The following is a 23,768-nucleotide window of genomic DNA, read 5'->3' on the forward strand; positions in this document are numbered from 1 at the left end:
CTTTTTCATGCCCGCCCAGTTTTAGACGATACCACCGCCCGCTCCATCTGCTGTTGGCCGGCGAGCAGTCACGCTCGCGCGATATCCGGACGCACGAAAGGCCATCACCGGAGAAATTGCGCCGTCTGACAGCTGACGGGCCTTGGCCAGAATTGGCTCCACATCTGTTCGGAAAGCAGTGCGCAATGTTGCTGACGCCATGAGAGCATCATTGTCGGACTGATATTCCGCCAAAGTTTCGCGATCAACGAGGCTGGCTTGAATATATGCACGTTGAATTTCCATTGCCGACACCATCAGGCTTTCAATCGGGTCGGTCACATTGTGAGACTGATCGATCATATGCGCCAAATCCAAACCCGGCGTGCCTTCGGCGTCGACCAGTTCGTTCCATACAAGGAAGAGGCGGTAGGGATCGATAGTTCCGCTGTCCAGATCATCGTCGCCATACTTGCTATCGTTGAAGTGAAAGCCGCCGAGTTTACCCGCATGGATCAGGCGGGAGACAATCATCTCAATGTTCACGTTGGGCGCGTGATGGCCCAGATCGACAAGACACATCGCTTTGTCGCCAAGTTCCCGCGCAGTTAACAGCGAAGTGCCCCAATCCTGAACTACGGTTGAATAGAAGGCAGGTTCATAAATCTTGTGCTCTGAGAACAAGCGCCAGTCATCCGGCAGTCCGGCGTAGATATCTTTCATGGAGCTGAGGTAGCGCTCAAATTGTCGTCCCATGTGGGTTTGGCCTGGGAAGTTTGCACCATCCCCGATCCAGACCGTCAACGCCTTTGAGCCAATCTCATTCCCGATCTCGATGCATTCCAAATTGTGCTCAACCGCTTGCGCGCGGGTGGCCGCATCGGTGTGCGTTATCGAGCCAAACTTATAGGAATGCGCCTGATCTGCCTGATCCTGAAACGTGTTAGAATTCATCGCATCAAACGACAGGCCTTGTTGATCTGCTTTGGCGCGCAAATCGGCGGGGTCGGCCTTGTCCCACGGTATGTGTAGTGAGACAGACGGCGCCGCTTTTGTCAGCGCGTGGATAACACCGCAGTCGTCCAGTTTATCAAAGATGTTGGCGGGCTCACCGCCGCCGGGAAAGCGGGCAAAACGGGTGCCACCGGTGCCGGTGCCCCAGGAGGGAACAGCGACGCCAAAACCTTGCGCTTTGGTCACCAGTGCTTGAATGTCCACGCCCCGCCGATCCAGCTTTTCGCCAAGGCTGTCAAAGTCTTTGTCCAGATCACGCTCAAGTTTGGTGTTCTCGGCCTCGATCACTTTAAGATCAAACATAGTATCCTCCCGAAGGGTCTGCGCGCCTAATCCCCAAGGCGGCACAGACTGGTGTTTTAGCGTGTAAATGCCTGAACGTTGCCGGCGTCGACGTTGATGATGTTGCCAGTCGACTTTGCCGATTTGTCGGACGCAAAGAAATAGGCGGCTTCTGCAATGTCTTCGGGCAGGACTGATCGTTTGAGCATGGAGCGGTTGCGATACATCTCCTCGAGGCCCTCTTTGTCGGTCCCATAAGTGTCGGCCCGTTGATCAAGCCATTCGCCTTCCCAGATTTTGGAACCGCGCAGCACGGCGTCGGGGTTCACAACATTCACGCGAATTCCAGCTTCGGCACCTTCAAGTGCGAGGCACCGCGCCAAATGGATCTCGCTTGCTTTGGCCGTGCAATAGGCTGATGCGTTGGGTGATGCCGCCAAGCCGTTTTTGGAGGCTACAAAAACGATTGAGCCGCCCATGTTCTGTACGCGCATAACCTTGAAGGCTTCGCGCGACACAAGGAAGTAACCCGTGGACAGGATGTCCATGTTTTTGTTCCACAAATCGAGGGTTGTGTCCTCGACCGGAGCAGAAGATGCAATGCCGGCATTGGAGACCAGAATGTCCACGCCTCCAAATTCTACAGATGTATCGGCATAAGCTGCGGCGACGGCGTCCTCATCGGTAACGTTCATTACGACAGTGCGCACCACATCCGCGCCATATCGACTTGTCAGATTATCGTAAGTTGCCGCCAAGCTTTTTTCATTGATGTCCGCCAGCATCACGCAGGCACCTTCTGACAGATAGCGCTCCGCTGTGGCGGCACCGATACCGCCAGCGCCGCCTGTGACAAGAGCAACCTGACCGGCAAGGCTTTTGGGTTTTGGCATACGTTGAAGTTTGGCCTCTTCAAGCAACCAGTATTCAATGTCGAACGCTTCCTGTTCGGGCAGGCCGCAATATTTAGAAACTGCTGCGGCGCCGCGCATCACATTGATCGCGTTGACGTAGAATTCGCCTGAGATTCGCGCCGTGGCACGGTCTTTGGCAAAGGTGATCATGCCGACACCGGGAATGAGATAGACCACGGCGTTTGGATCGCGCAGAGCGGGGCTGTCCTCATGTTTGCAACGCTCGTAGTAGGCGGCATAGCCTTCGCGATAGGTGGCGATCTGCGCCTCCAAGCCCTTCAACACCGCGTCGATGTTGTTTTTGTCTGGATCAAAATTTACCACCAGAGGGCAGATTTTTGTGCGCAGGAAATGGTCCGGACATGAGGTGCCCAAGGCCGCGAGTGCGGGCATATCTTTGGCATTCACGAATTCCAGAACGGTGTCTGAGTCGACGAAGTTGCCGACCATGGGCTGCTGACCGGACACAAATCCGCGAATAGCGGGCATAAGTTTGGCCGCAATGTCACGACGCTCCGTGGACCCAAGGCTTTCGTGGATGGCCCCACCAAAGGCGGGCACGCCTGCTGTTTTGGCGTCAAAATAGGAGATGGCCTTGTTGATGATGTCCAACGTCAGCTCATAACATGTTTTGGCGTCGTCATCCCATGTGAAGAGGCCGTGTGATTCCAGAACCACGCCTTTGGCGTCCGGGTTGTCGAGACAGAACTTCTCCAGCCACAGGCCCAGCTCATAGCCCGGTTTTTTCCACGGCAGCCAACCAATGTCGTCGCCAAATATCTCTTGCGTCATGGCCTTGCTGTCTTCGGACGCGGCAATGGCGATGATTGCATCTGGGTGCATGTGGTCAACATGCGCTTTCGGAACATAGGCATGCAGTGGCGTGTCGATTGAGGCCGCGCGCGGGTTCAGGTTGAAAGTGCAGTGGGGGAGGTAGCCGACCATCTCATCTTCGAACGCAACGCCGCGATACTTGCCTTTCAGTGCGCGCAATTTGTCCATGTAGAGCGTCGAGAACCCGTCCATCTTAATGGAGCCGACGTCACCACCTGAGCCTTTGACCCACAGAACCTCGGCGTCATCGCCGGAAAGAGGATCAGCTTGGAACACTTTGGCGGAGGTGTTGCCGCCGCCATAATTGGTGACGCGCTTGTCAGACCCAAGCAAATTGGAGCGATACAGAAGTTTCTCAGGCTCGCTCATGCTGGCCGCCTTGGCCTCGTCCCATTGAGAAACAAGCCGGTTTGCTTCGGTTGTCATTGTGATCTCCTCCCGATCCACAGATAGTTCAATCAGATTTGATCAGAGGTTGAGCGGGTTGCGACAGAATGTCAATCACAAACAATCATAAATGATCAGATTTGAGTGTTAAATGAAGAAAAATGACAATTAGTGATTGACAATGATTGGATGTCTGCGGCATCGTCACTGTCAACGGGAGGAAAGTAATGCACGAAAAGGAACGCAATAGGATCATACTGTCCGCAGTACAGGACCGTCCGGTGGTGACGGTTTTGGACCTGTGTAGTATGACTGGTGCGTCCGAGGCGACTATTCGCCGGGATATTTCCGCATTGCACGAAGCCAAGAAACTGCGCCGCGTTCGCGGCGGTGTTGAGGCACTGCACCCAAATCAACTGCCCGGCCTCGCTGGCCGGCCATTTGCAGTCAACGAAGCAATCAACATCGCGCAAAAGCAAGCAATTGCACGCAAAGCAGTAGAGCTTTGTGAGGAGGGGGAGCCGATTATCATCAACGGCGGCACCACAACCTTTCAAATGGTGCACCCACTTGCGACACGCCGGTGTCAGGTTTTCACCAACTCGTTTCCGATTGCTGAGCACCTTCTGAAGAACTCCAAAAATACAGTTCTGATGTCTGGTGGCGTGATCTATCGCGAGCAAAACATTGTGTTGTCGCCATTTGACAACGATGTGACGCGTAACTTCTACGCGCGACGGATGTTTATGGGCGCGCAGGGTGTTGGCCCGCTGGGAGTGATGGAAGCGGATCCGTTGATCATTCAGGCCGAGCAAAAACTGATTGGACAGGCCGACGAGCTGGTCCTGCTGGTCGATTCCGGGAAATTCGAAGAGCGTTCCAGCCTCGTGCTGTGCCCGCTCAAAGACATCGATGTTCTGATCACCGACGACGGGATCAGTGACCGCTCTGCCGCCATGGTGGAATCGGCGGACATCAAACTGATTGTGGTGCCGGTTGGCGCTTCGAAGGAGGAGGCGGTGTCGTAGTACTCCGCGAGGGGACGGCGAGCCGTAAATTTAGGGGAACCAGGGAGGAAACCCAATGAAATTTACCAAACTCATGACATCCGTGGCGGTAGCTGCGGGCTTGTTCGCCGGACCTGCGGCCGCAGACGACATGCGGATCGCGTTGGTTGTGAAAGCACTTGGCATCGGCTTCTTTGAAGCCGCCGCAGAGGGCGCAGAAGAAGCTGCCAAGGAAATCGGTGGTGTTGAAATCATCTACACTGGCCCAACGGACACCACCGCCGAAGGCCAGATCGAGGTGATCAACTCGCTTATCGCTCAAAAAGTGGATGCCATTGCCGTGTCCGCCAATGACACTGACGCGCTTGTGCCGACCCTTAAGAAAGCAATGCAACGCGGCATCACAGTTGTGTCTTGGGACTCTGGCGTGGCCGAAGATGGCCGTCAGGCGCATTTGAACCCATCATCCAATGCGTTGATCGGCAACATGATCATCAAACTTGCCGCAGATCACCTGCCGGACGGTGGCGAAGTCGCAGTTCTGTCAGCAACCACCACGTCGACGAACCAGAATATCTGGATCGAAGAAATGAACAAAGTGATGGGGAACTACGCTGGAATCGAAGTTGTTTCCACAGTGTATGGCGACGACCTTGCGGACAAGTCCTACCGTGAAGCAACTGGCCTGATGCAGTCCCACCCCGAATTGGACGCAATCATTGCGCCGACGTCTGTTGGTATCGTGGCCGCAGCGCAAGCTGTTGCGGATGCGGGGAAAATTGGCCAGGTCAACGTGACAGGTCTGGGCCTGCCATCTGAAATGGCTGGTGCCATTGAAAGCGGTGCGTCCAAGTCCTTCGCGATCTGGAACCCAATTGATTTGGGCTATTCCGCGACCATGCTGGCGCATCAGTTGGCAACCGAAGCGGCCACGGCCGGGCCGGGCGCGGAAATCTCTATTGGCCGTATGGGCACGATCACGCTGGACGACACAAATGCTGCGGCTATGGCCGACCCGTTTGTCTATGACTCCAGCAACATCGATGATTTCAAAGAAATCTTCTAATATCACTCCCGAGAAAAGGGGCGGCGTTCCATTTGCGTCGCCCTTTTTCAAACGAAGGATGTGCCCTTGGCGGGCCTTGCGGCGGGGATGCGCAAATGACCTATCAGGCGAGCGAACAGAGTTCTGATCCGGCAATCACTCCGGTTCTGTCTCTGGACAATATCACCAAAATTTTTCCAGGTGTGAAGGCGTTGGATGGCGTTGAACTACATCTATTCGCAGGCGAAGTGACTGCGCTGATTGGCGAAAACGGAGCCGGAAAGTCTACAGTTGTTAAAACGCTGACCGGTATCTATCAGCCCGATGGCGGCCGGATTATGCTCGATGGGCAGCCTGTGCAATTCCCAACCCCGCAGAATGCCGCAGATGCCGGGGTCACGGCCATTCATCAGGAAACCGTGCTTTTTGATGAACTGACCGTTGCGGAAAATGTTTATATCGGGCACGCGCCCAAAAACCGGTTTGGCCTGATCGACACCAAGGCGATGCATGCCAAAACCACAGAGATTCTAAATTCGATCGGCGCTCCGATTGATGCCGGCGTAAAACTCAAAGACTTGGGGATCGCATCGCGCCACTTGGTCGCCATCGCCCGCGCACTATCCGTTGAGGCGCGCGTGGTGATCATGGATGAACCAACTGCCGCGCTGAGCCAAACCGAGATTGAGGAGCTCTATGAGCTGGTCGATACATTGAAGGCACAGGGCAAGGCGATCCTGTTCATTTCCCACAAGTTCGACGAGATATTCAGAATTGCCGATCGCTACACCGTGTTTCGGGACGGACAATTCGTAGGCGCGGGCAAAATGAGCGACGTCAAAGAGGCAGAGTTGGTCCAAATGATGGTCGGGCGAGCCGTCGACCAACTGTTTCCGAAACGCCACGCGGAGGTTGGTGATGAGGTTTTGAAAGTCGTTGGCTATAGCCACCCAACAGAATTTGAAGACATAAACTTCACACTTCGTCGCGGCGAAATCCTTGGGTTCTACGGGCTTGTCGGCGCTGGCCGATCCGAGTTTATGCAATCGCTCATCGGCATCACTCGCCCATCTAAGGGCGCGGTGCGGATTGACGACAAGGTGCGTGTGATCCGCTCCCCTGCCGACGCCATCAAAGCCGGCATTGTCTATGTACCCGAAGATCGCGGCAAACAGGGTGCCATTCTGGACATGCCGATTTTTCAGAACGTAACCTTGCCTTCTTTGCACAAAACATCGCGAGATGGGTTCATCCGGTTGGCCGAAGAATTTGCGCTGGCGCGTGAGTATACAGAACGACTGGATCTACGGGCGGCGTCGTTGGACACAAACGTGGGCGCTCTATCCGGCGGGAACCAACAGAAAGTGGTGATTGCCAAATGGCTCGCGACCCAGCCGCGGGTGATCATCCTCGATGAGCCAACCAAAGGCATCGACATTGGTTCCAAGGCGGCGGTGCACGACTTTATGTCCGAACTGGCAGCACAGGGGCTGTCAGTAATTATGGTCAGCTCTGAAATCCCCGAAATTCTCGGTATGTCAGATCGGGTGATTGTCATGCGTGAAGGTCGCATGGCTGTCGAACTTCAAGGCGACGATCTAAGCCCTGAAACATTGGTGCGCCACGCCGTAGGCATTCAGGCACAAGGAGACGCAGCATGAGCCATCTTAAGTCCCGTGAGGCAATCCTCTTTGGCGCCATTCTTTGTCTACTCTTTGTTGTGGCGACGCGGTTTCCCGCATTTGTCGCGCCCGGCAATCTTGTCGCTGTATTCACAGACACATCCCCCCTGATGATCCTTGCGATGGGCCAGATGGCGGTGATCCTGACCCGCTGTATCGATCTGTCGGTGGCAGCGAATTTGGCGCTAACAGGCATGGTTTGCGCAATGATCAACGTGGCGGCCCCCGATCTTCCCGTTGCGGTCATTCTGGCGGTCTCGCTGGCAATGGGCGCGATGTTGGGGGCGATCAATGGCATCTTGGTTTGGAAACTCAGTATTCCCCCGATTGTGGTCACCCTTGGCACAATGACCATTTTTCGCGGCATCATCTTCTTGCTGACCGAAGGCAAATGGATCAACGCGCATGAAATGAGCCCGCAGTTCACGGGGTTTCCGCGGGCGGACGTATTGGGCATGCCAGTCCTTGGGTGGATCGCGGTTCTGGTGTCTATTGTGATGCTTGTGGTCATGGCACGCACTACTTTGGGACGGTCCATATACGCCGTTGGCGGCAATCCTCATGCAGCAGTCTATACTGGCATCGACGTAGGTAAGACGCAATTCGCGGCTTTTGTGATCTCCGGCATGCTGGCGGGTTTGACAGGCTATCTTTGGGTGGCTCGATATTCCGTGGCCTATGTCGACATCGCGGGAGGATTTGAGCTTGATGTGGTGGCGGCCTGTGTGATTGGCGGCGTGTCCATTGCTGGCGGAGCCGGCACTGTCGTCGGAACGCTTCTGGGCGCACTGTTTCTTGGCGTTGTCAAAAACGCGCTGCCTGTGGTCGACATCTCGCCATTCTGGCAGCTCGCAATATCCGGCGCGGCGATCATCATTGCGGTCGCGTTCAACGCCCAATCCGGACGCTCCAAGGGGCGCGTCATTCTGAAATCTGCGGAGCATGCACAATGAGTTTGACCGATACCGCCCCTCGCCGCATTCCAGACCGGCTGCGGTCCCCGTTGCAGGACAAGCTGGTCAGCTGGGAAAGCCTCTTGTTGGCGGTCGCAATTGCAATATTTATCGTGAACTCGCTGGCCTCGCCTTACTTCCTCAATGCGTGGAACTTGTCCGATGCCACCTTCAATTTCACGGAGAAAGCAATGATCGCCTTTGCGATGGCTTTGCTGATCATCTCCGGCGAAATTGACCTGTCAGTGGCGGCCATAATTGCCTTGGCTTCAACCGCCATGGGCGTCGCCATGGAAATGGGCGCTGGCACCCCAATGTTAGTCTTGGTCGGCCTCACCACGGGTGTGCTTTGCGGCGCGTTCAATGGTGCGCTTGTGACCAAACTGGGATTGCCGTCAATCGTCGTTACCATCGGTACCATGAGCCTGTTTCGAGGCATCAGTTACATTATCCTCGGGGATGGTGCGTTTCGTGGCTATCCCAGCTCATTTTCGTGGTTCGGGCAAGGCTATGTTTTCTGGGTGATCTCCGTTGAATTTGTCATCTTTGCTTTGTTGGCGGTGATCTTTGGTGTGGTTCTGCACAAAACCAACTTTGGCCGAATGGTATATGCCACAGGTAACAACGCCACCGGTGCGCTGTTTTCCGGCGTGCGCGTTGATCGCGTCAAGATGACCTTGTTTTTGCTGACGGGCTTGATGTCCGGCTTGGCGGCCATCTGTCTAACTTCGAGGCTCGGATCCACACGACCTTCGATTGCCTCGGGCATGGAGCTTGAGGTGGTCACCATGGTTGTCTTGGGCGGCGTCAATATCCTTGGCGGCTCAGGCTCCATTCCCGGGGTGGTCATCGCCGCCTTTGTCATGGGGCTGGTGACGTTTGGCCTTGGTTTGCTCAATGTGCCTGGCATTGTGATGTCGATCTTCATTGGCCTCTTGCTCATCGGGGTCATTGCGCTGCCGAGACTCTGGACCATGTGGCGCAAGAATGCGGGTTGATCTGATGGAAAAGCACGCTTTTTGTATGACGCTTCACCCCGGCAAGCTGGAAGAATACCGCAAACGTCACGATGAAATCTGGCCTGAACTTGTAGCGCTTCTGAAGGAAGCTGGCGTAGAGGACTACTCCATTCACTTTCATGCAGAAACCAGCCAGCTGTTTGGCGTATTGTGGCGACGCAACGACCACACGATGGACGCCTTGGCAGATCACCCGGTGATGAAGCGCTGGTGGGCGTATATGGCCGATCTTATGGACACACATCCGGACACCAGCCCCGTTGCGGTTGATCTCCAACAAGTGTTCCACATGCCATGACCACTTCGCGCAAGACCCCACGCCACATTGCCGTGCTCGATGTTGGCAAGACCAACGCAAAGCTCGCGTTGGTCGACAGCGCGACTATGACTGAGTTGGCCGTGGTGACCCGCCCCAACACAGTTCTTGCGGGCCCGCCTTATCCGCATTTTGATCTGGATGGACATTGGGCGTTCTTTCTTGAAAACCTTGCTGCGTTTCATACTCAACATGGAGTTGACGCGATTTCTGTGACCACGCATGGCGCCTCCGTTGTTCTACTGGAACAGGATGGCGCGCTGGCGTGTCCAATGTTGGATTATGAGTTTCTCGGCCCCGACGACTTGGCCGAAGCCTACGATCAACTGCGACCGAATTTCTCGGAAACCGGGTCACCTCGACTGCCCGGCGGCCTCAATGTCGGAGCGCAGTTGCATTGGCTTTTTGACACCGACCCTACGCTTTTGGACCGCACCCAACACATCATCACCTACCCGCAATATTGGGGCTATCGGCTGACCGGAAAACTGGCCTGCGATGTGACATCCCTTGGATGCCACACTGATCTTTGGAACCCATGGGAAGGGAAGCCATCGTCTCTGGCCGCACGGATGGGCATATCGCAGAAACTTGCTCCGGCACGGCAGTCCTCTGACATTCTGGGAGATTTGGACAAAACCGTCAGCCAGATTACGGGCCTTTCGCCTGATACACCGGTCGTTTGCGGTATTCATGACAGCAACGCCTCATTGGTTCCCTATCTCGATCACAGTTCCCAGTCGATCTCGGTTGTTTCAACGGGAACTTGGGTGGTGTGCATGACCTTGGGCGGTAACCAAGCACCGCAACAGGATGCCAAGCGAGACACTCTGATCAATGTGAATGCATTAGGTGAACCAGTGCCATCCGCCCGGTTCATGGGCGGGCGCGAGTATGAAATCATACGGAACGGCTCAGACGCGATCCCCACGTATGAAGATCGCCAGCAAGTGATTAGGAAGAAGGTAATGTTGCTGCCGTCTGTGGTAACGGAAAGCGGACCATTTCCTGGGCAGAAGATGCAATGGACTGTCCCGCCCGATACGGATGGTCAACGCATCTACGCGCTCTCCCTTTACCTTGCATTGATGACTGAGTGTTGCCTTGACCTAACTGGTGGCGGACGAAGGACCATTGTCGAAGGCCCATTTGCCAGAAACTCAGACTACTTGGGCATGCTCAATTCGCTCCGCGAGGGGCACGTTGAAGCGGCGTTATCACAGACCGGAACCAGTGTTGGCGCCGCAATGCTGATTGAAAAGCCGGCGAAATCTGGCAGTGACTTTGCAGCTGAAAAACCACGCGATCAGCACCTTTCCAGATACGCGCAGCAATGGTTCAGTATGGTAACGCAAGGGTGATAGGCAGCTTAAACACCTATGACTTTAGTGAATCTGGGTGACAGTATTCTGCAAAGCAGACTTCTGATCAATCTGCAGCGAATGCCCGGGTTCCGCCCATACTGGCGGATGGCCGGTGATTAAAATTCGGTGGCAACAAGCTCCCGCAACCATTGTTGTCGAACAGGCCAATTTCGGGTGCCATTGGTTTTTGAGCTGCCAAGTCACCAAACCTGCCAACTCTCCGTTATGATTGATATCGATGCGCCCGAGTTTTTCGGGGACAAGACGGATCGTTTCGGGGGCGGGCGGATAGCTTTGCCGGACGGACGAAGCCTATAACGATGCCCGGTCTAAAGGCCCATAGATCCAAGTCACGAAAACCGAACTGCGATCCCTGATCCAAGCCAAGGGGGCTGGAATAAGTGTTTCACGCTTTCACTCTTTGTTTCCTATATGTCCCGTGAACTCAGGAAGCTAAGTGATTGTTTTAATGTCTACATCATGTGATTTAGGTTCTGGCGCCCCGAGGCGTGGGGGAGCGAGTCCCTTCACCCGTACCATATTGCAATCAGAGCTGGAAAGAAACTGTAACACTTTGCATGGAAAAGTGGTTTTTGGGGTTCTATTGCCGGTTTTTCGGATGAGTACGAGAAGCTGTGAGAAAGCCAATCATGAACAATTCTATTGGTCGCCAAGCATCCTTTTTCCTATATGATATATGGGTTTACGAGAAGTCTCATCGCGAGTTCGAAAATTTGGTCGAATGCTCGACTGGTCACGCGGTGCCGACCGGCGTTTGGTCCGGGAGAATATCCGTTGGACGGCTCTCAATGTAGCCCTGCAAAAGCGCTCGGGTTTCTGCGGACTCTGGCGAATCAAACAGGTTCACCATTTCGTCTGGGTCCGCTTCAAGATCGTACATTTCGCCGGCTCCTGAAATCAGGTCCATCGTCAATTTATGGGTTCTAGTGCGCACAGTGCGCAACTCCAAAGCCACGCCAACACGCCCGGGCAATAGGCCCCATTCGTTGCGCGCAAAGTCGCGGGTTGCGTCCCCTTCAATAAGCGGCCGCAAGCTTTCGCCGTGCTGGGTTATTTGTGGGTCAGCAGAACCATAGTCAAAGAAGGTGGGACCCAAATCGAGGGTCGAGACGGGCTCATCTACAACTTTGCCAGCCGGGACACCGGGTCCTTTGACGATCATAGGGACTTTCAACAGCCCTTCGTAGTGCATGGGCCCCTTTAGGATCAGCCCATGATCCCCCATCCAGTCGCCGTGGTCAGAAATGTAGATGACGATGGTGTCTTCATCGAGCCCTTCCTCCATCAAAGTGTTCATGATCCGTCCGATCTGGTGGTCGATGAACGCGATCTGGCCATAGGTATTGGCGATAATCTCGCGCAGTTGCTCGTCGGTTTGGGGAGGAATCCGGCTATACGCTTTGCGAATGTCGGCAAATTTCGGGTCCGCTGGCTCGCCCTCCATCGCGGCTTCATGCCACCAAGGTTTGCCCTCATATGACCGCGTTCGGTTCTCTGGTAGGTCGACCTCCGCAGGATCATGCAACCGCGACCACGGTTCGGGGCAATCAAAGGGGTGGTGTGGATCGGGAAAGCTGACCCATGTGCAGAATGGTTTTTCCGCGTCCCGTCCGTGCCGTAGCCACTCAATTGCACGGTCTGTCGTCCACGGAGTATTATGGTAGGCAACGGGGAGTTTGGAATGCCAGACCTGTGCGGCGCCCTTGGTGTCGCCTGCATTCTCCCACATCAGCTTGGTGCGCTCGTCCCCCTTACCGTCCATGTGATAAAAGCGTTCGTAGTGCTGGCCTGCGGGTGGTTTTTCGGGGGCCCACCAGTTGTGCCCAACCAACATGAGCTCAACATGATCAAAGCCCATGTAGGGGCCGAACCAATCCTCACTATAATTGGCGGATGAGCGCAGGCATTCTGGTGAACCTGTGGGTTCATAGGTGTGATAGGTCGAGAAATGTGCCTTGCCAAAGTAGCTGGTTTGATAGCCCGCCGTCGCCATGGAGCCCGCAAAGCCTTTTTCGCCAATCTCGGGTGGCAAATCGATCCCGTTGTCATGCACCCCATGCGTGCGGCAGAGCTGGCCGGTCAGGATCGACGCACGTGCGGGCTGGCAGACAACCGAAGGGGTGATACAGGCATCAAAGACCGTTCCATCAGCCGCCATTTGGTCAAGGTGCGGTGTCTTGATGTTGCGCCCTTTGAACCCCATGAAATCGGCGCGATGCTGGTCGGATGATATGAGGAGGATGTTTGGTCTGCTCAAGCTGCTGCTCCCTTGGATTTGCGTCCCGAGAAGATGATGACCGCGACGGACATGAGGATGAAAATCAAAGCGATAGGGCTGTTGAATAAAAAGAATGGATCGTTGCCTGTGGCCGAATAGGCTTGTCGAGCAGTTTGCTCAAGGCTGCGCCCGAGAATGAAAGCAATCACAAAGGGCAGCGGAGAGATGGTCAGCACACGCATGATGTAGCCGAGGACGCCGAAACCAAGCGCGAACCAGATCGCTTCGAGACGGGTTTCCTGCACATAGATCGCGGTGAGGGTCAGCAACAGGACGGCAGGGAGCAAAAGCGTTTTAGGGATGTTGATCATGAACCCCATAGACCGCATGAACACGCCGCCGATTGTCCAGTTAATGACATTGGCGATGGTCATGCATGTGAAAATCCCGAATGCGATGACCAATTCGGGGTTCACCACGTCGGGCGAAAAACGGAAGACGGCCGGGCCAGGGTTAAACCCGCCGATAGATTCAGCGGCAAGGATAAGGAATACGGCCGCTGCATTTCCCGGAATGCCGAGAGACAACACCGGGATCAGGTTTGCGCCGGAGACCGCGCTATTTGCGGCCTCGGTCGCGGCGACGCCTTCGGGCGCACCATCTCCAAAATCCGGCGCATCATCGGATTTCGACTTCTGGTGCCTTGCTCGCCCGACCGTGTATCCGAGGGTCGCTGCCAGCGTTGACCCAACCCCAGGTAGTGCACCGATGCTTGTCCCAATTGCCGCGGAGCGGAAGATGGTCGGAAACAAGTTCTTGATGTCCGCCCAGTGAAGCTTTTGATCGCCGGTTTCGGCGGGCGCATGGACAGGTTTTGCACTTCCGGTGCTGCGCCAAATCTCTTCCAGCTCCTTGAAAACCGCCCCGACAATCAACACGCCGAGCACCGCGGTGGTGATCGGAAACCCACGCGACAGGCCTTCTGCACCCATAGACATGCGCGGATAGAAGTCCTCGCCCGTGCCGACATAGACCGCCAAAAGCCCGAGGCCGATAGAGATCAGGCCTTTGCCGGCCGACCCGCCAATGACGGCCGCGATGAAGCTTAGTGAGAGGATCAGAAGCCCTGTCTTTTCCGGAAGATCCAAGTAGGCCTCAACTATGATTGCAAGGAAGGGCGCACAGACAAAAAGGACAATGTCGGAGAACGTGTCGCCAGACGCCGAGGAAAAATGCGCGATACGCAGAGCCTTTTTCGCCTGACCCTTCTGGGCCATCGGATAGCCGTCCAGGGTGGTCATGAATGCATCAGGTGTGCCGGGGGTGTTGAACAAAATGGCGGGAACCGCACCGCCAATCGTGGCCCCCTTCATAATGCCGATCAGGAAACCCATCACCGGCAGCAGAGCGTCGGGTGTGTATCCGAAAATCGAGATCAGGATGGGCAAGGAAATCGCCATCGCAAATGGCCCGGCGAGTCCCGGCGTTGCGCCGACAACAATCCCGAAGAGGAACCCGGCGAGAACCATCATGATCGTGACCGATACAGAAACCCCCAAAAAGCTAAAGGCTTCCGGACCCATAAAGACAGCCTGGATGCCAAGCCAGATGTAATCAAGAATGTCCATCAAACGTCACCGTTGGGTGGGAGCAACAAGTCGTCGAAAGGTAGATCAAAAACGGCGATCAACACGACGACCGCGGCAATTCCTGTCAGCACGGCACGGCGGGACATCTTTCGCTCAACGATGGCGATAATCCCGCTGACCATGATCGTGCCGCCCATAACATAACCGATGTGCTTCCACACTGGCGTAGCGCGCAACAGGCGATACTCCAGCGGGTCTTCACGAAACAGGTTGGCGACTTCAACGGCGGCGGGCCCCGCAAACCGCATGATTGCAAAGCCGACACCAATCACCGCTACCACGCTGGCGACGAATTTGATCTTGCTTGGGCCCAAGGCCGGCTGATCTTCAGCATTGCGTTCGAAAACCAGTAACAATAGCCCGCCTAAAAGAACAAATCCTGCAGCGACGGTAGGAGCCAATGCGTCCCCGATGACGAATTTGCCTCGCGCGCGCTCGACGATCCCGGTTTTTGTGTCCAAGGGGATCCATATAAAGATCAGCACCAACGCGACCGCGACGCAAAATAGTCCGACGTAAAGGTTAGATCGCGACTTCTCGGGCACGTGAGATTCCTCTGAATGCACGACGGGCGTCCCTTTTCAGGACGCCCGTGCAACGTTGTTATTACTGAGATGCTGCTTCGATCAGGACCGGAGAGTCGTTGAAGTTGCGCATGACAACCTCGTCAAGGTCGGCCCCTTGCAAGTTCATAGACCCGCCGAAAGCTCGTTCGATAAGTGCGCCGACTTCGGTAGAGGGATCCGAAGTCACCTCGGAAATCGCGGCAGCAATTGCATTGCGGGCTTCATCGGGCATGCCATCTGGCCCAGCAAACATAAAGATTGCATCACCATCAAAATCGACGCCCAAGTCCTTTAGGAGCGGCGCATTAGGGTCTTGGTTCAATGGTTTTGACATCGCAGACGCAAGGATCGTCAGATCACCTGCTGCAACACCTGGACCTTGAATGCCGGCCATGAAACCAACGTCCATATCTCCGGCTGTCACGCCGTTCAGCACGGCCCGCCCGCCCTGAACCGAAATGATGTTGAAATCTACGCCCTGCGCTTTTCCTAGCAGATAGGCAAGCTCGCCCAAACGCTGGCTCATCACGCCAAAGCGAATGTCCTCGCCGGCTTTGCCAGCTTGGATCATTTCATCAAATGATCCCCAGCCCGTTCCAGCACCGGCGATAATTCCCATCTGCGCACTGGCTGTGGTGGTAATCGGGGTGAAGTCTTCAGGCGACAGTCCAACGTCGGCTGTATAAAGGTTGTAGCCCAGCGACTCCATGACAACCATGCCAATCACTGTGCCATCGTTGGCCTCGTCTTTCATTTCCAACAAGAGGTTCACACCGCCCTTTCCAGTTACCTGTTCGGGAATGAATTCCCATCCTAACCGGTTCTCAAGTTCAGCGGCGATCAAGCGGGCCTGAGTATCGGCACCACCGCCTGCCGCAAAGGCAATCATCAGCTTGATTGGGCCAGGCGGCGTCCAATCCTGCGCTTGAACTGACACGGCAGATACCGCGATAGAGACGGCCGCAGCGGCGGCTACAAACAACTTTTTCATAGAATCCTCCCAGATTTCTCCTTTAGGAAGCCACAGGATAGTTGTCCCGTCAACAAATTAGTTGTCCGGTCAACTAACCGGTTGACGAGCGGTCAAGTTCCCATGATGGTTGAGTCCAGAGGTGGAAGATGAACGACAAGACCCCACAAGACTTCAATCCCCAATTGACGCAACTCAGCGGTTTCTTGACGTACCGCATTTCCCGTTTGCATCAAAAGCTCAACGCACAAGCCACCAAGATCCTTGCCGCAAAAGTTGGCGTTACGCTGAACCAGTGGCGCATGATTGCGTTCATTGGCGGCGCGGAGACCGTCACGGCATCCGAGTTGGTCCGATATACAGCGATGGACAAGGGCCTCGTCAGCCGCAATGTCAAATCTCTTATACTGGAAGGGCTGGTTCGGTCGTCCGGGGATAGCAAGGACAGTCGGGTCCATCTGCTAAGCCTGACGCCTAAAGGCAAAGAAGTGTTCGATTTGGCCCTTCCTACGATGCGCAGACGCCAGCGGCAGCTGCAATCAAAGCTAAGCGACGATGATGTAAAGCATCTGCGCCAGATGCTGGAGGTTCTGGAAACAGCGGCCGAGGACGTGGACATCTGATGGCGTCAAATCTCTTGGTCATTCTGTCTGACGAACATCAGGCCCGCGCTATGGGCTGTGCCGGTCATCCGTTTGTCAAAACACCGAATTTAGACGCATTGGCCGCCCGCGGCACACGATTCACTGATGCCTACACACCGTCCCCGATCTGCGTCCCAGCACGGGCGAGCTTCGCAACCGGGCAATACGCCCACCAAAATCGTCTTTGGGACAATGCGATGCCCTATCATGGGCAAGTTCCAGGTTGGGGACATTGCCTTCAAAAAGGGCGTATTCCTGTAGAGAGCATCGGCAAGCTGCACTACCGCAAAGTTGGTGACACCGCCGGTTTTGATCGAGAACATATCCCGATGCACGTCGCAGGCGGTGTCGGCATGGTGTGGGGCTCAATCAGGGCCGAGAGCGAACGTTTTACGCCAGCCCCCCGGATGTTGGGGGACTACATCGGGCCGGGCGACAGCAAATACACCGATTACGATCAGGCAGTGACCGACCGAACCGTGGATTGGCTGGCCGACCATGCGCAAGATGATCAACCATGGTGCCTTTACGTGGGGCTTGTCGCGCCGCACTTTCCGTTGGTCGTTCCGCAAGAGTTTTTTGACCTCTACCCACCAGACAGCCTGCCAGCGCCCAAGATGAACCCAAAGGACGGCTATGTGTGTCACCCTTGGGTCGCGTTGCAGAATGCCCAGATGGACAGCGAATCGCGGTTTGAATCCGAAGCAGAGCGATGGGACGCTGTCGCGGCCTATTACGGGCTCGTCAGTTGGATGGACTACAACGTGGGGCGCATCATAGCTGCCCTTGAGAGCGCCGGTTTGTCGGATGACACCACGGTGATCTATTCCTCGGACCATGGCGACAACGTCGGCACGCGCGGACTGTGGGGGAAGTCCAATCTATATCAGGAATCCGTTTCGGTGCCGTTGATTATGGCGGGACCTGAGCTTCCTGTCGGCACTTGTCACACACCGGTCAGCCTTCTGGACATTTCGGCCACGATCCCCGCTCATTTTGGGCTGGGGTTCGATTGCGAAGGGGAACCGCTGCCTGAAATAGCTGCCCGCGACGACGACCCCGATCGTGTTGTCTTTAGCGAATACCACGCACTTGGGGCGGTTTCGGCGGCCTACATGTTGCGCAAGGGGCGCTTCAAGCTGAACACCTACATCGGGTTTGAATCGGAGATGTTTGATCTTGTCGCAGACCCGGAGGAGGCCACCAATATTGCCGCCGACCCGGATTACGCGGCGGTGATGGCCGATCTCACTGCAGAACTGCACAAGATCATTGACCCCGAAGCGGTCAATGCCCTGGCCTTCGCGGATCAAGCCGCGATGATTGCAAGCTACGGCGGCAAAGAAGCCGCACTGAAACTTGGCGCACCGGGGGCAACACCCCCGCCTGAAACATGAAGCTCACTGTCCTCGGATCGGGTTCGCCAGAGGCCTACGTGCGCCGCGCATCGTCCGGGTTCCTCTTGGAGATCGGCCAGAACCGCATCCTGTTCGATTGCGGCGGAGGCGTGTTTGACAACCTCATTCGATCCGGCCGACTTCCCCGTGATATCACCCATTTATTCTTCACTCATTACCACACTGACCACATGATGGATTATGCACGGCTCGTGCATGCTGCATGGGACGAAGGCGCCCCGCCCCTAAAGGTCTTTGGGCCCAAACCGCTTGCCGCAATCACTGAAGGGTATTTTGGACCAAACGGAGTGCTGAATAACGATCTGCGCGCACGCACGGAACTCCCACAAAGCCAGCAAGTCTGGGTCGCCCGCGGCGGCACCTTGCCCCGGCCATGGCCGGCACCGATCGTTACCGAAATCGAAGCAGGCTTCACCTATCAGGGTGATGGTTGGGCACTGTCATCTGCGCAGGCCACTCACGCGGAACCGATCCTTGATTGCCTTGGATTCGCAGTGACATCAGCAGGCAAAAAGTTCGTTTATTCGGGCGATACGGGTATCAACGACGACATCACGGCCCTGAGCCGCGACGCGGACTTCCTTGTTCATTGGTGCTACCGCGGATCGGGCGAGCAATTGCATCCGGCGACACAGGCGTTCTGCCCTGATCCTGCTCAGGTCGCGGAAATGGCGCGAAGTGGTGGCGTCAAACGGCTCTATCTCAGTCACTTCCGCGTGCATATGGACAGCGAGGAAGGGCACCAAAAAGCGCTGGAGGATTTGGCGGCACGATTTGGCGGCGACGCAGGAATCCTCGAAGACCTCGACGTCTTTTACATTTGACGTTTCTAGAGGTCGATTTCGACAATCCCGCCCGGTTTTGCCGCTCGCGATTGACACAAGATCATTGCGTCTTGGCGCTGCGCATTCGACAGAACGAAATCGCGGTGTTCAACCTCGCCGGATTTCAATCCGCATTTGCAGACCCCACAGATCCCGTCGGAGCATTTCAGATCAATCGGATACCCGTTTTCGATCAATACATCGGCGGCCGATTTGTCGGCTGGTACCAATAAATCTCGACCGGATTTGGAGAGCCGCAGCGTGAAGTCGTGGTTTTCATACTCGGGCAGTTCGGGCACCGAGAAATACTCCAGATGCCGCGCCTCTTCGAGAAATCCCTGACGCTCAGCAGCTTCGATGACACCGTTCATGTAGCGGTCAGGTCCGCAGGTATAGACGTGCCAGCCGGGGCGATAGGTGGCCAGAATTCTATCCAGATCGGCCCGCGTGTTTTGATCCGAGAAATGGAATGTGACCTTGTCGGCCCACTCAAAACCCTTCAAATCATTTATGAATCCTGCATCTACGGCTTTGGATGCCGAATAATGCAATTCAAAGTCGATGCCTTTTGCATGGCATTCATGGGCAAAGGCGATCATGGGCGTGACGCCGATCCCCCCGCCCATCAAGAAGTGCTTTGTGCCGTCTGAGGCCAGCGGAAAATGGTTGATCGGCTTTGAGACGAAGATCTTGCGACCTTCGGAGAAGATGCGGTGCAAAAGTTTGGACCCACCGCGACCTTCATCCTCGCGTAACACGCCAATCTGGTATTTGGTCCGATCCGCCGGATCCCCGCTAAGCGAGTATTGGCGGAAATATTCGGGGGCCACAACAATGTCCAAATGCGCGCCTGCGGTCCATTCGGGCAATGGTTCTCCGTCAAGCGACGAGAGTTCGTATTTGGTGACGCCGTCCGTCATTTTCTCGGCCTTTGTCACTTCGACACGGATTACGGGGGCAACACCGGGCGGGTTGACGCGGTGTTTGGTTGGCGCGGCGTCGCCCGCGTCCAGCCGTCGCTGGTATTCCTTGGCGGTGATCAACGCCTGATAAGCTTCGATCCCTTTTTCCCGGTCCATTGGAAATGGGAATGGCCAGGGCGGCGGGGCAAGATCGGCGGGATAAACGGCAAGTGTCTGGTCCGCATAGTCGAGTTTCAGGTCGGTTTGAAGTTGTCGGTAATTTGGCGGTTCTTTTTGCGTATTGATCATCTCGCAAGAGCCGTCCGGCGCCCATTTCAGATCCCACCACCAGCGTTTTTTGGGATTGATCTGGCCGTGGCCAACGACATCGTCCAGTTTGGCGAGGATGCCCGCCATGGCGGGGACATTCATCGCCATCCAGCGCAAAGGTTTTTCGTGCTGTAGACCTTCGACATTCCATGGGCAGGTTTTCATACAGCGGCCACACATCGCACCGCCTTTTTGCGTAAGACGATAGGTCGTGCACTTCTGGCTGTCTGACTTCCAGATCTCGTAGCCATTGAACATCAATTTGGGCCCAGCCGTGATTGCGCCAGACGGACATTCGCGGGCGCATTTGTTGCAGGCTTCGCAAAAGGCCTGCATGCCGAAATCAATCGGTTTGTCGTGCGCTAAGGGCATATCCGTCGTGATCACGCCGGACTTGAGGCGCGGCCCAAGAAAAGGGTTCACGATGACCTCACCAATGCGGCTGACTTCGCCAAGGCCGGACAAGAGCAGAAGCGGCGGATGCACGACCTCGCTTTGCACATTTGTATGGACCTGGGCCTTATACCCAAGGTTGCGGATGTGTTTGGCAACGATCCCGCCGAGGAGCGAAAACCGCAAATAGGCCCGCATCGATTGCACGACGGCGATCCAGTCGTCCCCCGATGACCCCTCGGTTGTGTCAAATCCCTGATCAATGATCATACTTATGGCATTGGGGTGTTCGGGCGTGATTGGATCACCATCCGCATCGTGGGAATACCAGACCCATTCGGGACACCGCGAGATGCCGACGGCATCTGCCCCTAAGAAGTAAGCCACTGCCTTGATGCCATTCGCATTGGCCTGAGCCTCCAGCGCATCAGGGCTGATCGTCCCGGCATGGTCACCATCTTGCAGAATAAGAAATGCCCCAAGCGGTCGCCGCAACGCCTGCGCCAGTGGGGATTTCTGGGCGAAATATCCGCCGCGCGAAGCTTCCTGATTGGCTTTGCCCATATCTCCGAACTTTGAGCGCGCGAACATGTCTGCGCGTTTGGGCACGCGGGCGACGCGGTCTTCGTCAATATAGGTCGTCGGCTTGTCGACGCGCTTTAGGGCCTCGAATGGATGCGGGCCTTTTGCATAGGGGCGCTTCGCGAAAGGATCGAGCGTCAACGCGTTTTTCGCTGATCCGATCCCCAAGGACCAAGCAGCGCCTTTTGTCAGCGATGCAGGCTGGTCTGAAAGTGGCGCGAGAGGTTCGTCAGGCGTGATCTCGAAATCCGTTGTGACAACGGAGACCTGAAACCTGTCGCCGACAAATGGGTTAACCAGATCACCGTTTTCAACCGAGGCCAGACCCGAGGCGACAGTCAGCCAGTTCAGATCAACTTCTGAAGCTGACCCACTGTGGGCCCGCGCGTCGAACCCCAAAACCCGCAGGTAATTTGCCACGACCACAGCGGTTTCCGAGGCACGCACAGAGGCGCGATGCGCCTGCGCATCTTGCATCCACACGAAGCCCGCCTCATCGGGTTCCGGATCTCGGCCGAAAGGATAGAGGAGCACGATAGCGTAGCGATGCCCCTCCATCGAAGTTGGCGGCGCCTCCATGCTGTCTTTGAGGTCGGCCATCGTCGTTTCGATACCTGCCGCCAGCGATTTGACCTGCTTGGTCCGCAATTCTTCGGCAAGGAGGCCAATCCCTGGATTTCGGATCGGCTCAGCCAGATGCGCCGACGGGTCCATGCGCGCAATGGCGACCATCGGCGCGTCCTGAAAATAGGCGAAAGACTTGATGTGGCGCGCGCGCTCAGTCGGGTCTTCTGGGCATTTCGCCTTGGTCTTGCTGATAAACCCGTCTCGGATTGCATCCAGCATCGCCTGATATTCGCCGAGTGCGTTGACGAGCGAACTGGGGCGATCACTTTTGTCGTAATCGACGCGCTGCATCGGTGACACGTCATTAGTGATGCGCCCCGGCTGGCGCTTCATCCGCTCGAGCGGGAACGGACCCAAATGAAAGGCGCGCTTGCGGTTAGAAAAGATTGGGGCAGTCATTTCCGGCGGGGCTCCATAGATTCAATGGCGCTTAATCGGTTTTGAATCGACTATCACGCGAACTGCCTTTTGCACATGTCGCTCTACAGTTGGTTTGCCAGACCCACCGTTGGGTTCTCCCCAGATCAGTGTCAGCTCTTGCCCGTCGACAGCTAGGTCGGAGCGGATAGACGCCAGCGAGATGCACGCACGATCCGCCTCGGAGTAGGCCGGATAATACGAAACACCGACGTCTTCATCGCCGAGCAGAATTCGATCGCTCGGGGCCACGGAGTAGTTACCAACCGGCAGTTCGATTTTCTTATGCCGGTCCCCGTCGGAAAATGCGCTCGCGTAGATGTCGACAACGTCCTGCTGGTTCCAAACCAATCGGACCTTCTTGCCTTTTGTTTCTGGCGCCATAGATTCAAGCGCGGCGCGCCCGATGAAGTCATGATCGAACTTGATCATGAAGCCATAACCCAGATCGTAAGGTGTTCGGTAAAAGTCCTCGACGTTGCCTGTTGCCAGCGAACCACCGATCGCTTGCCGTCCTTCGGCGCTGCCTGCAGGAAGCCATTCGCGATACGGTCGCATTTTTTCCCCCGTGTAGATCGCAGGAAGGATCGAGCCGACCCAACCTGAAACAGCGGCTGTCACCGGATATGTGCGCCCTCCGATCTGGGTTATGTCATATTCCTCGCCCGCCTTCAGGATAAGGTCGCGGACCTCATCGCCGACCTCAGATGGCCCCCAAAATTCATAACCGGGAAAGCCGGACATGCGGTGGTTTAGGGCCACAACCTCGTGCGGTCCAATGTTGAATCGGCCCATCTTAAAGAACGGTATATCGGGCAAAGCACCTCCGTTCAGTTCTGCCAAAAGCGCGTCCGCATTTGGGCCCTGAACTTGAAAGCGAAACCGCTTGCGATCCGTCAGGTTGGGAGACGGGCGATCGATCAGCTCAACTTCAACGTCATAATCACCGGTCTCCGCATGATATCGCACCCAATTTGCTGCCATCGGCTTACCCACGATGCTGACCGCGTTTTCTTCTTCGCAGAAAAGCACCGCGTCGCCGATGAACTGACCATCGTAATTGCATACGACATATTGCTTGGCTTGCATGGGGCCAAACCCGGCGAAGGAGTTGATCCCCAGATCCGAAAGCAGGCGGAGGACATCAGGTCCGCGCAGGAAGACGTCCGTCATGTGATGCGACATATTCTGGAAGATCACGGACGTGCGCCACGCGATTTGTTCGTCCACCCAATTCGAAAACTCGGGCTTAACTGGAAATTCGAACCGATGGACGGGCCCATCGTAGAGCATCGACCAAAGGTTGCCGTGCGCGTCGATCTTGTCCTGCAATGATTGCGTTGTCATGGTGCGTCCTCCCTGAACCACGATCCAAGGCTACACTGGTCACCATGCTGGGTCTGTCATCTAA

At 55.7% G+C, this 23,768-nt stretch carries 18 protein-coding genes; 10 read left to right on the forward strand and 8 right to left on the reverse strand.

Going from position 1 to position 23,768, the window contains the following annotated elements; all coding sequences use genetic code 11:
* Nucleotides 1-21: 21 nt before the first annotated feature.
* The gene (rhaI, locus tag PG871_RS09385; RefSeq protein WP_270728854.1) at nt 22-1,296 is read right to left on the reverse strand and encodes an L-rhamnose catabolism isomerase; all 1,275 of its coding nucleotides are present in this window, start codon (nt 1,294-1,296) and stop codon (nt 22-24) included.
* Nucleotides 1,297-1,352: 56 nt separating this feature from the next.
* The gene (locus PG871_RS09390; RefSeq protein ID WP_270728855.1) at nt 1,353-3,449 is read right to left on the reverse strand and encodes a bifunctional rhamnulose-1-phosphate aldolase/short-chain dehydrogenase; all 2,097 of its coding nucleotides are present in this window, start codon (nt 3,447-3,449) and stop codon (nt 1,353-1,355) included.
* Between the two features lie 188 nt (nt 3,450-3,637).
* Here PG871_RS09390 and PG871_RS09395 point away from each other — a divergent pair, with 188 nt between their 5' ends.
* From PG871_RS09395 to PG871_RS09425, 7 genes are all read left to right on the forward strand, one after another.
* Entirely contained in the window at nt 3,638-4,438 is an 801-nt protein-coding gene (locus PG871_RS09395; protein WP_164646914.1) for a DeoR/GlpR family DNA-binding transcription regulator, read from the forward strand.
* Between the two features lie 55 nt (nt 4,439-4,493).
* Nucleotides 4,494-5,483, forward strand: a complete 990-nt coding sequence (gene rhaS, locus PG871_RS09400) for a rhamnose ABC transporter substrate-binding protein (RefSeq protein WP_270728856.1) — start codon at nt 4,494-4,496, stop codon at nt 5,481-5,483.
* A gap of 95 nt (nt 5,484-5,578) precedes the next feature.
* Nucleotides 5,579-7,123: a sugar ABC transporter ATP-binding protein gene (locus tag PG871_RS09405; protein ID WP_270728858.1), complete on the forward strand. Its 1,545-nt coding sequence runs from the start codon at nt 5,579-5,581 to the stop codon at nt 7,121-7,123.
* Entirely contained in the window at nt 7,120-8,097 is a 978-nt protein-coding gene (locus PG871_RS09410) for an ABC transporter permease (RefSeq protein ID WP_270728859.1), read from the forward strand. Before PG871_RS09405 ends, PG871_RS09410 begins: the two co-directional genes overlap by 4 nt.
* The gene (locus tag PG871_RS09415) at nt 8,094-9,095 is read left to right on the forward strand and encodes an ABC transporter permease (protein ID WP_270728860.1); all 1,002 of its coding nucleotides are present in this window, start codon (nt 8,094-8,096) and stop codon (nt 9,093-9,095) included. Before PG871_RS09410 ends, PG871_RS09415 begins: the two co-directional genes overlap by 4 nt.
* A 4-nt stretch (nt 9,096-9,099) precedes the next feature.
* The gene (rhaM, locus tag PG871_RS09420) at nt 9,100-9,414 is read left to right on the forward strand and encodes an L-rhamnose mutarotase (protein ID WP_270728861.1); all 315 of its coding nucleotides are present in this window, start codon (nt 9,100-9,102) and stop codon (nt 9,412-9,414) included.
* Entirely contained in the window at nt 9,411-10,793 is a 1,383-nt protein-coding gene (locus PG871_RS09425; RefSeq protein ID WP_270728863.1) for an FGGY-family carbohydrate kinase, read from the forward strand. Before rhaM ends, PG871_RS09425 begins: the two co-directional genes overlap by 4 nt.
* A 757-nt stretch (nt 10,794-11,550) precedes the next feature.
* Here the strand turns inward: PG871_RS09425 and PG871_RS09430 are convergent.
* The 4 genes from PG871_RS09430 to PG871_RS09445 form a co-directional block, all read right to left on the reverse strand.
* A complete protein-coding gene (locus PG871_RS09430; RefSeq protein ID WP_270728864.1) occupies nt 11,551-13,074 on the reverse strand; it encodes a sulfatase-like hydrolase/transferase in 1,524 nt (507 codons plus the stop codon).
* Entirely contained in the window at nt 13,071-14,663 is a 1,593-nt protein-coding gene (locus tag PG871_RS09435; RefSeq protein ID WP_270728866.1) for a tripartite tricarboxylate transporter permease, read from the reverse strand. Before PG871_RS09435 ends, PG871_RS09430 begins: the two co-directional genes overlap by 4 nt.
* Nucleotides 14,663-15,172, reverse strand: a complete 510-nt coding sequence (locus PG871_RS09440) for a hypothetical protein (protein WP_270728867.1) — start codon at nt 15,170-15,172, stop codon at nt 14,663-14,665. Before PG871_RS09440 ends, PG871_RS09435 begins: the two co-directional genes overlap by 1 nt.
* Before the next feature lie 118 nt (nt 15,173-15,290).
* Nucleotides 15,291-16,241, reverse strand: a complete 951-nt coding sequence (locus PG871_RS09445; protein ID WP_270728869.1) for a tripartite tricarboxylate transporter substrate-binding protein — start codon at nt 16,239-16,241, stop codon at nt 15,291-15,293.
* Between the two features lie 128 nt (nt 16,242-16,369).
* Between PG871_RS09445 and PG871_RS09450 the strand changes: the two genes are divergently transcribed.
* The 3 genes from PG871_RS09450 to PG871_RS09460 are packed head-to-tail and all read left to right on the forward strand — an operon-like array spanning nt 16,370 to nt 19,106.
* A complete protein-coding gene (locus PG871_RS09450; protein ID WP_270728870.1) occupies nt 16,370-16,843 on the forward strand; it encodes a MarR family winged helix-turn-helix transcriptional regulator in 474 nt (157 codons plus the stop codon).
* Nucleotides 16,843-18,261 (forward strand): sulfatase-like hydrolase/transferase, encoded by a 1,419-nt coding sequence (locus tag PG871_RS09455; RefSeq protein WP_270728872.1) that lies wholly within the window; start codon nt 16,843-16,845, stop codon nt 18,259-18,261. The genes PG871_RS09450 and PG871_RS09455 overlap by 1 nt, the downstream gene beginning before the upstream one ends.
* The gene (locus tag PG871_RS09460) at nt 18,258-19,106 is read left to right on the forward strand and encodes an MBL fold metallo-hydrolase (protein WP_270728874.1); all 849 of its coding nucleotides are present in this window, start codon (nt 18,258-18,260) and stop codon (nt 19,104-19,106) included. The genes PG871_RS09455 and PG871_RS09460 overlap by 4 nt, the downstream gene beginning before the upstream one ends.
* Before the next feature lie 5 nt (nt 19,107-19,111).
* On the opposite strand, the gene PG871_RS09465 is transcribed toward PG871_RS09460, so the two are convergent.
* Together PG871_RS09465 and PG871_RS09470 are read right to left on the reverse strand one after the other, a co-directional pair.
* Nucleotides 19,112-22,339, reverse strand: a complete 3,228-nt coding sequence (locus tag PG871_RS09465; RefSeq protein ID WP_270728876.1) for a reductive dehalogenase — start codon at nt 22,337-22,339, stop codon at nt 19,112-19,114.
* Between the two features lie 21 nt (nt 22,340-22,360).
* On the reverse strand, nt 22,361-23,704 hold the full coding sequence (locus PG871_RS09470; RefSeq protein ID WP_270728877.1) for an aminomethyl transferase family protein: 1,344 nt from the start codon (nt 23,702-23,704) through the stop codon (nt 22,361-22,363).
* Between the last annotated feature and the right edge of the window lie 64 nt (nt 23,705-23,768).

The organism is Shimia sp. Alg240-R146, from assembly GCF_947331465.1.
GTDB lineage: Bacteria > Pseudomonadota > Alphaproteobacteria > Rhodobacterales > Rhodobacteraceae > Shimia.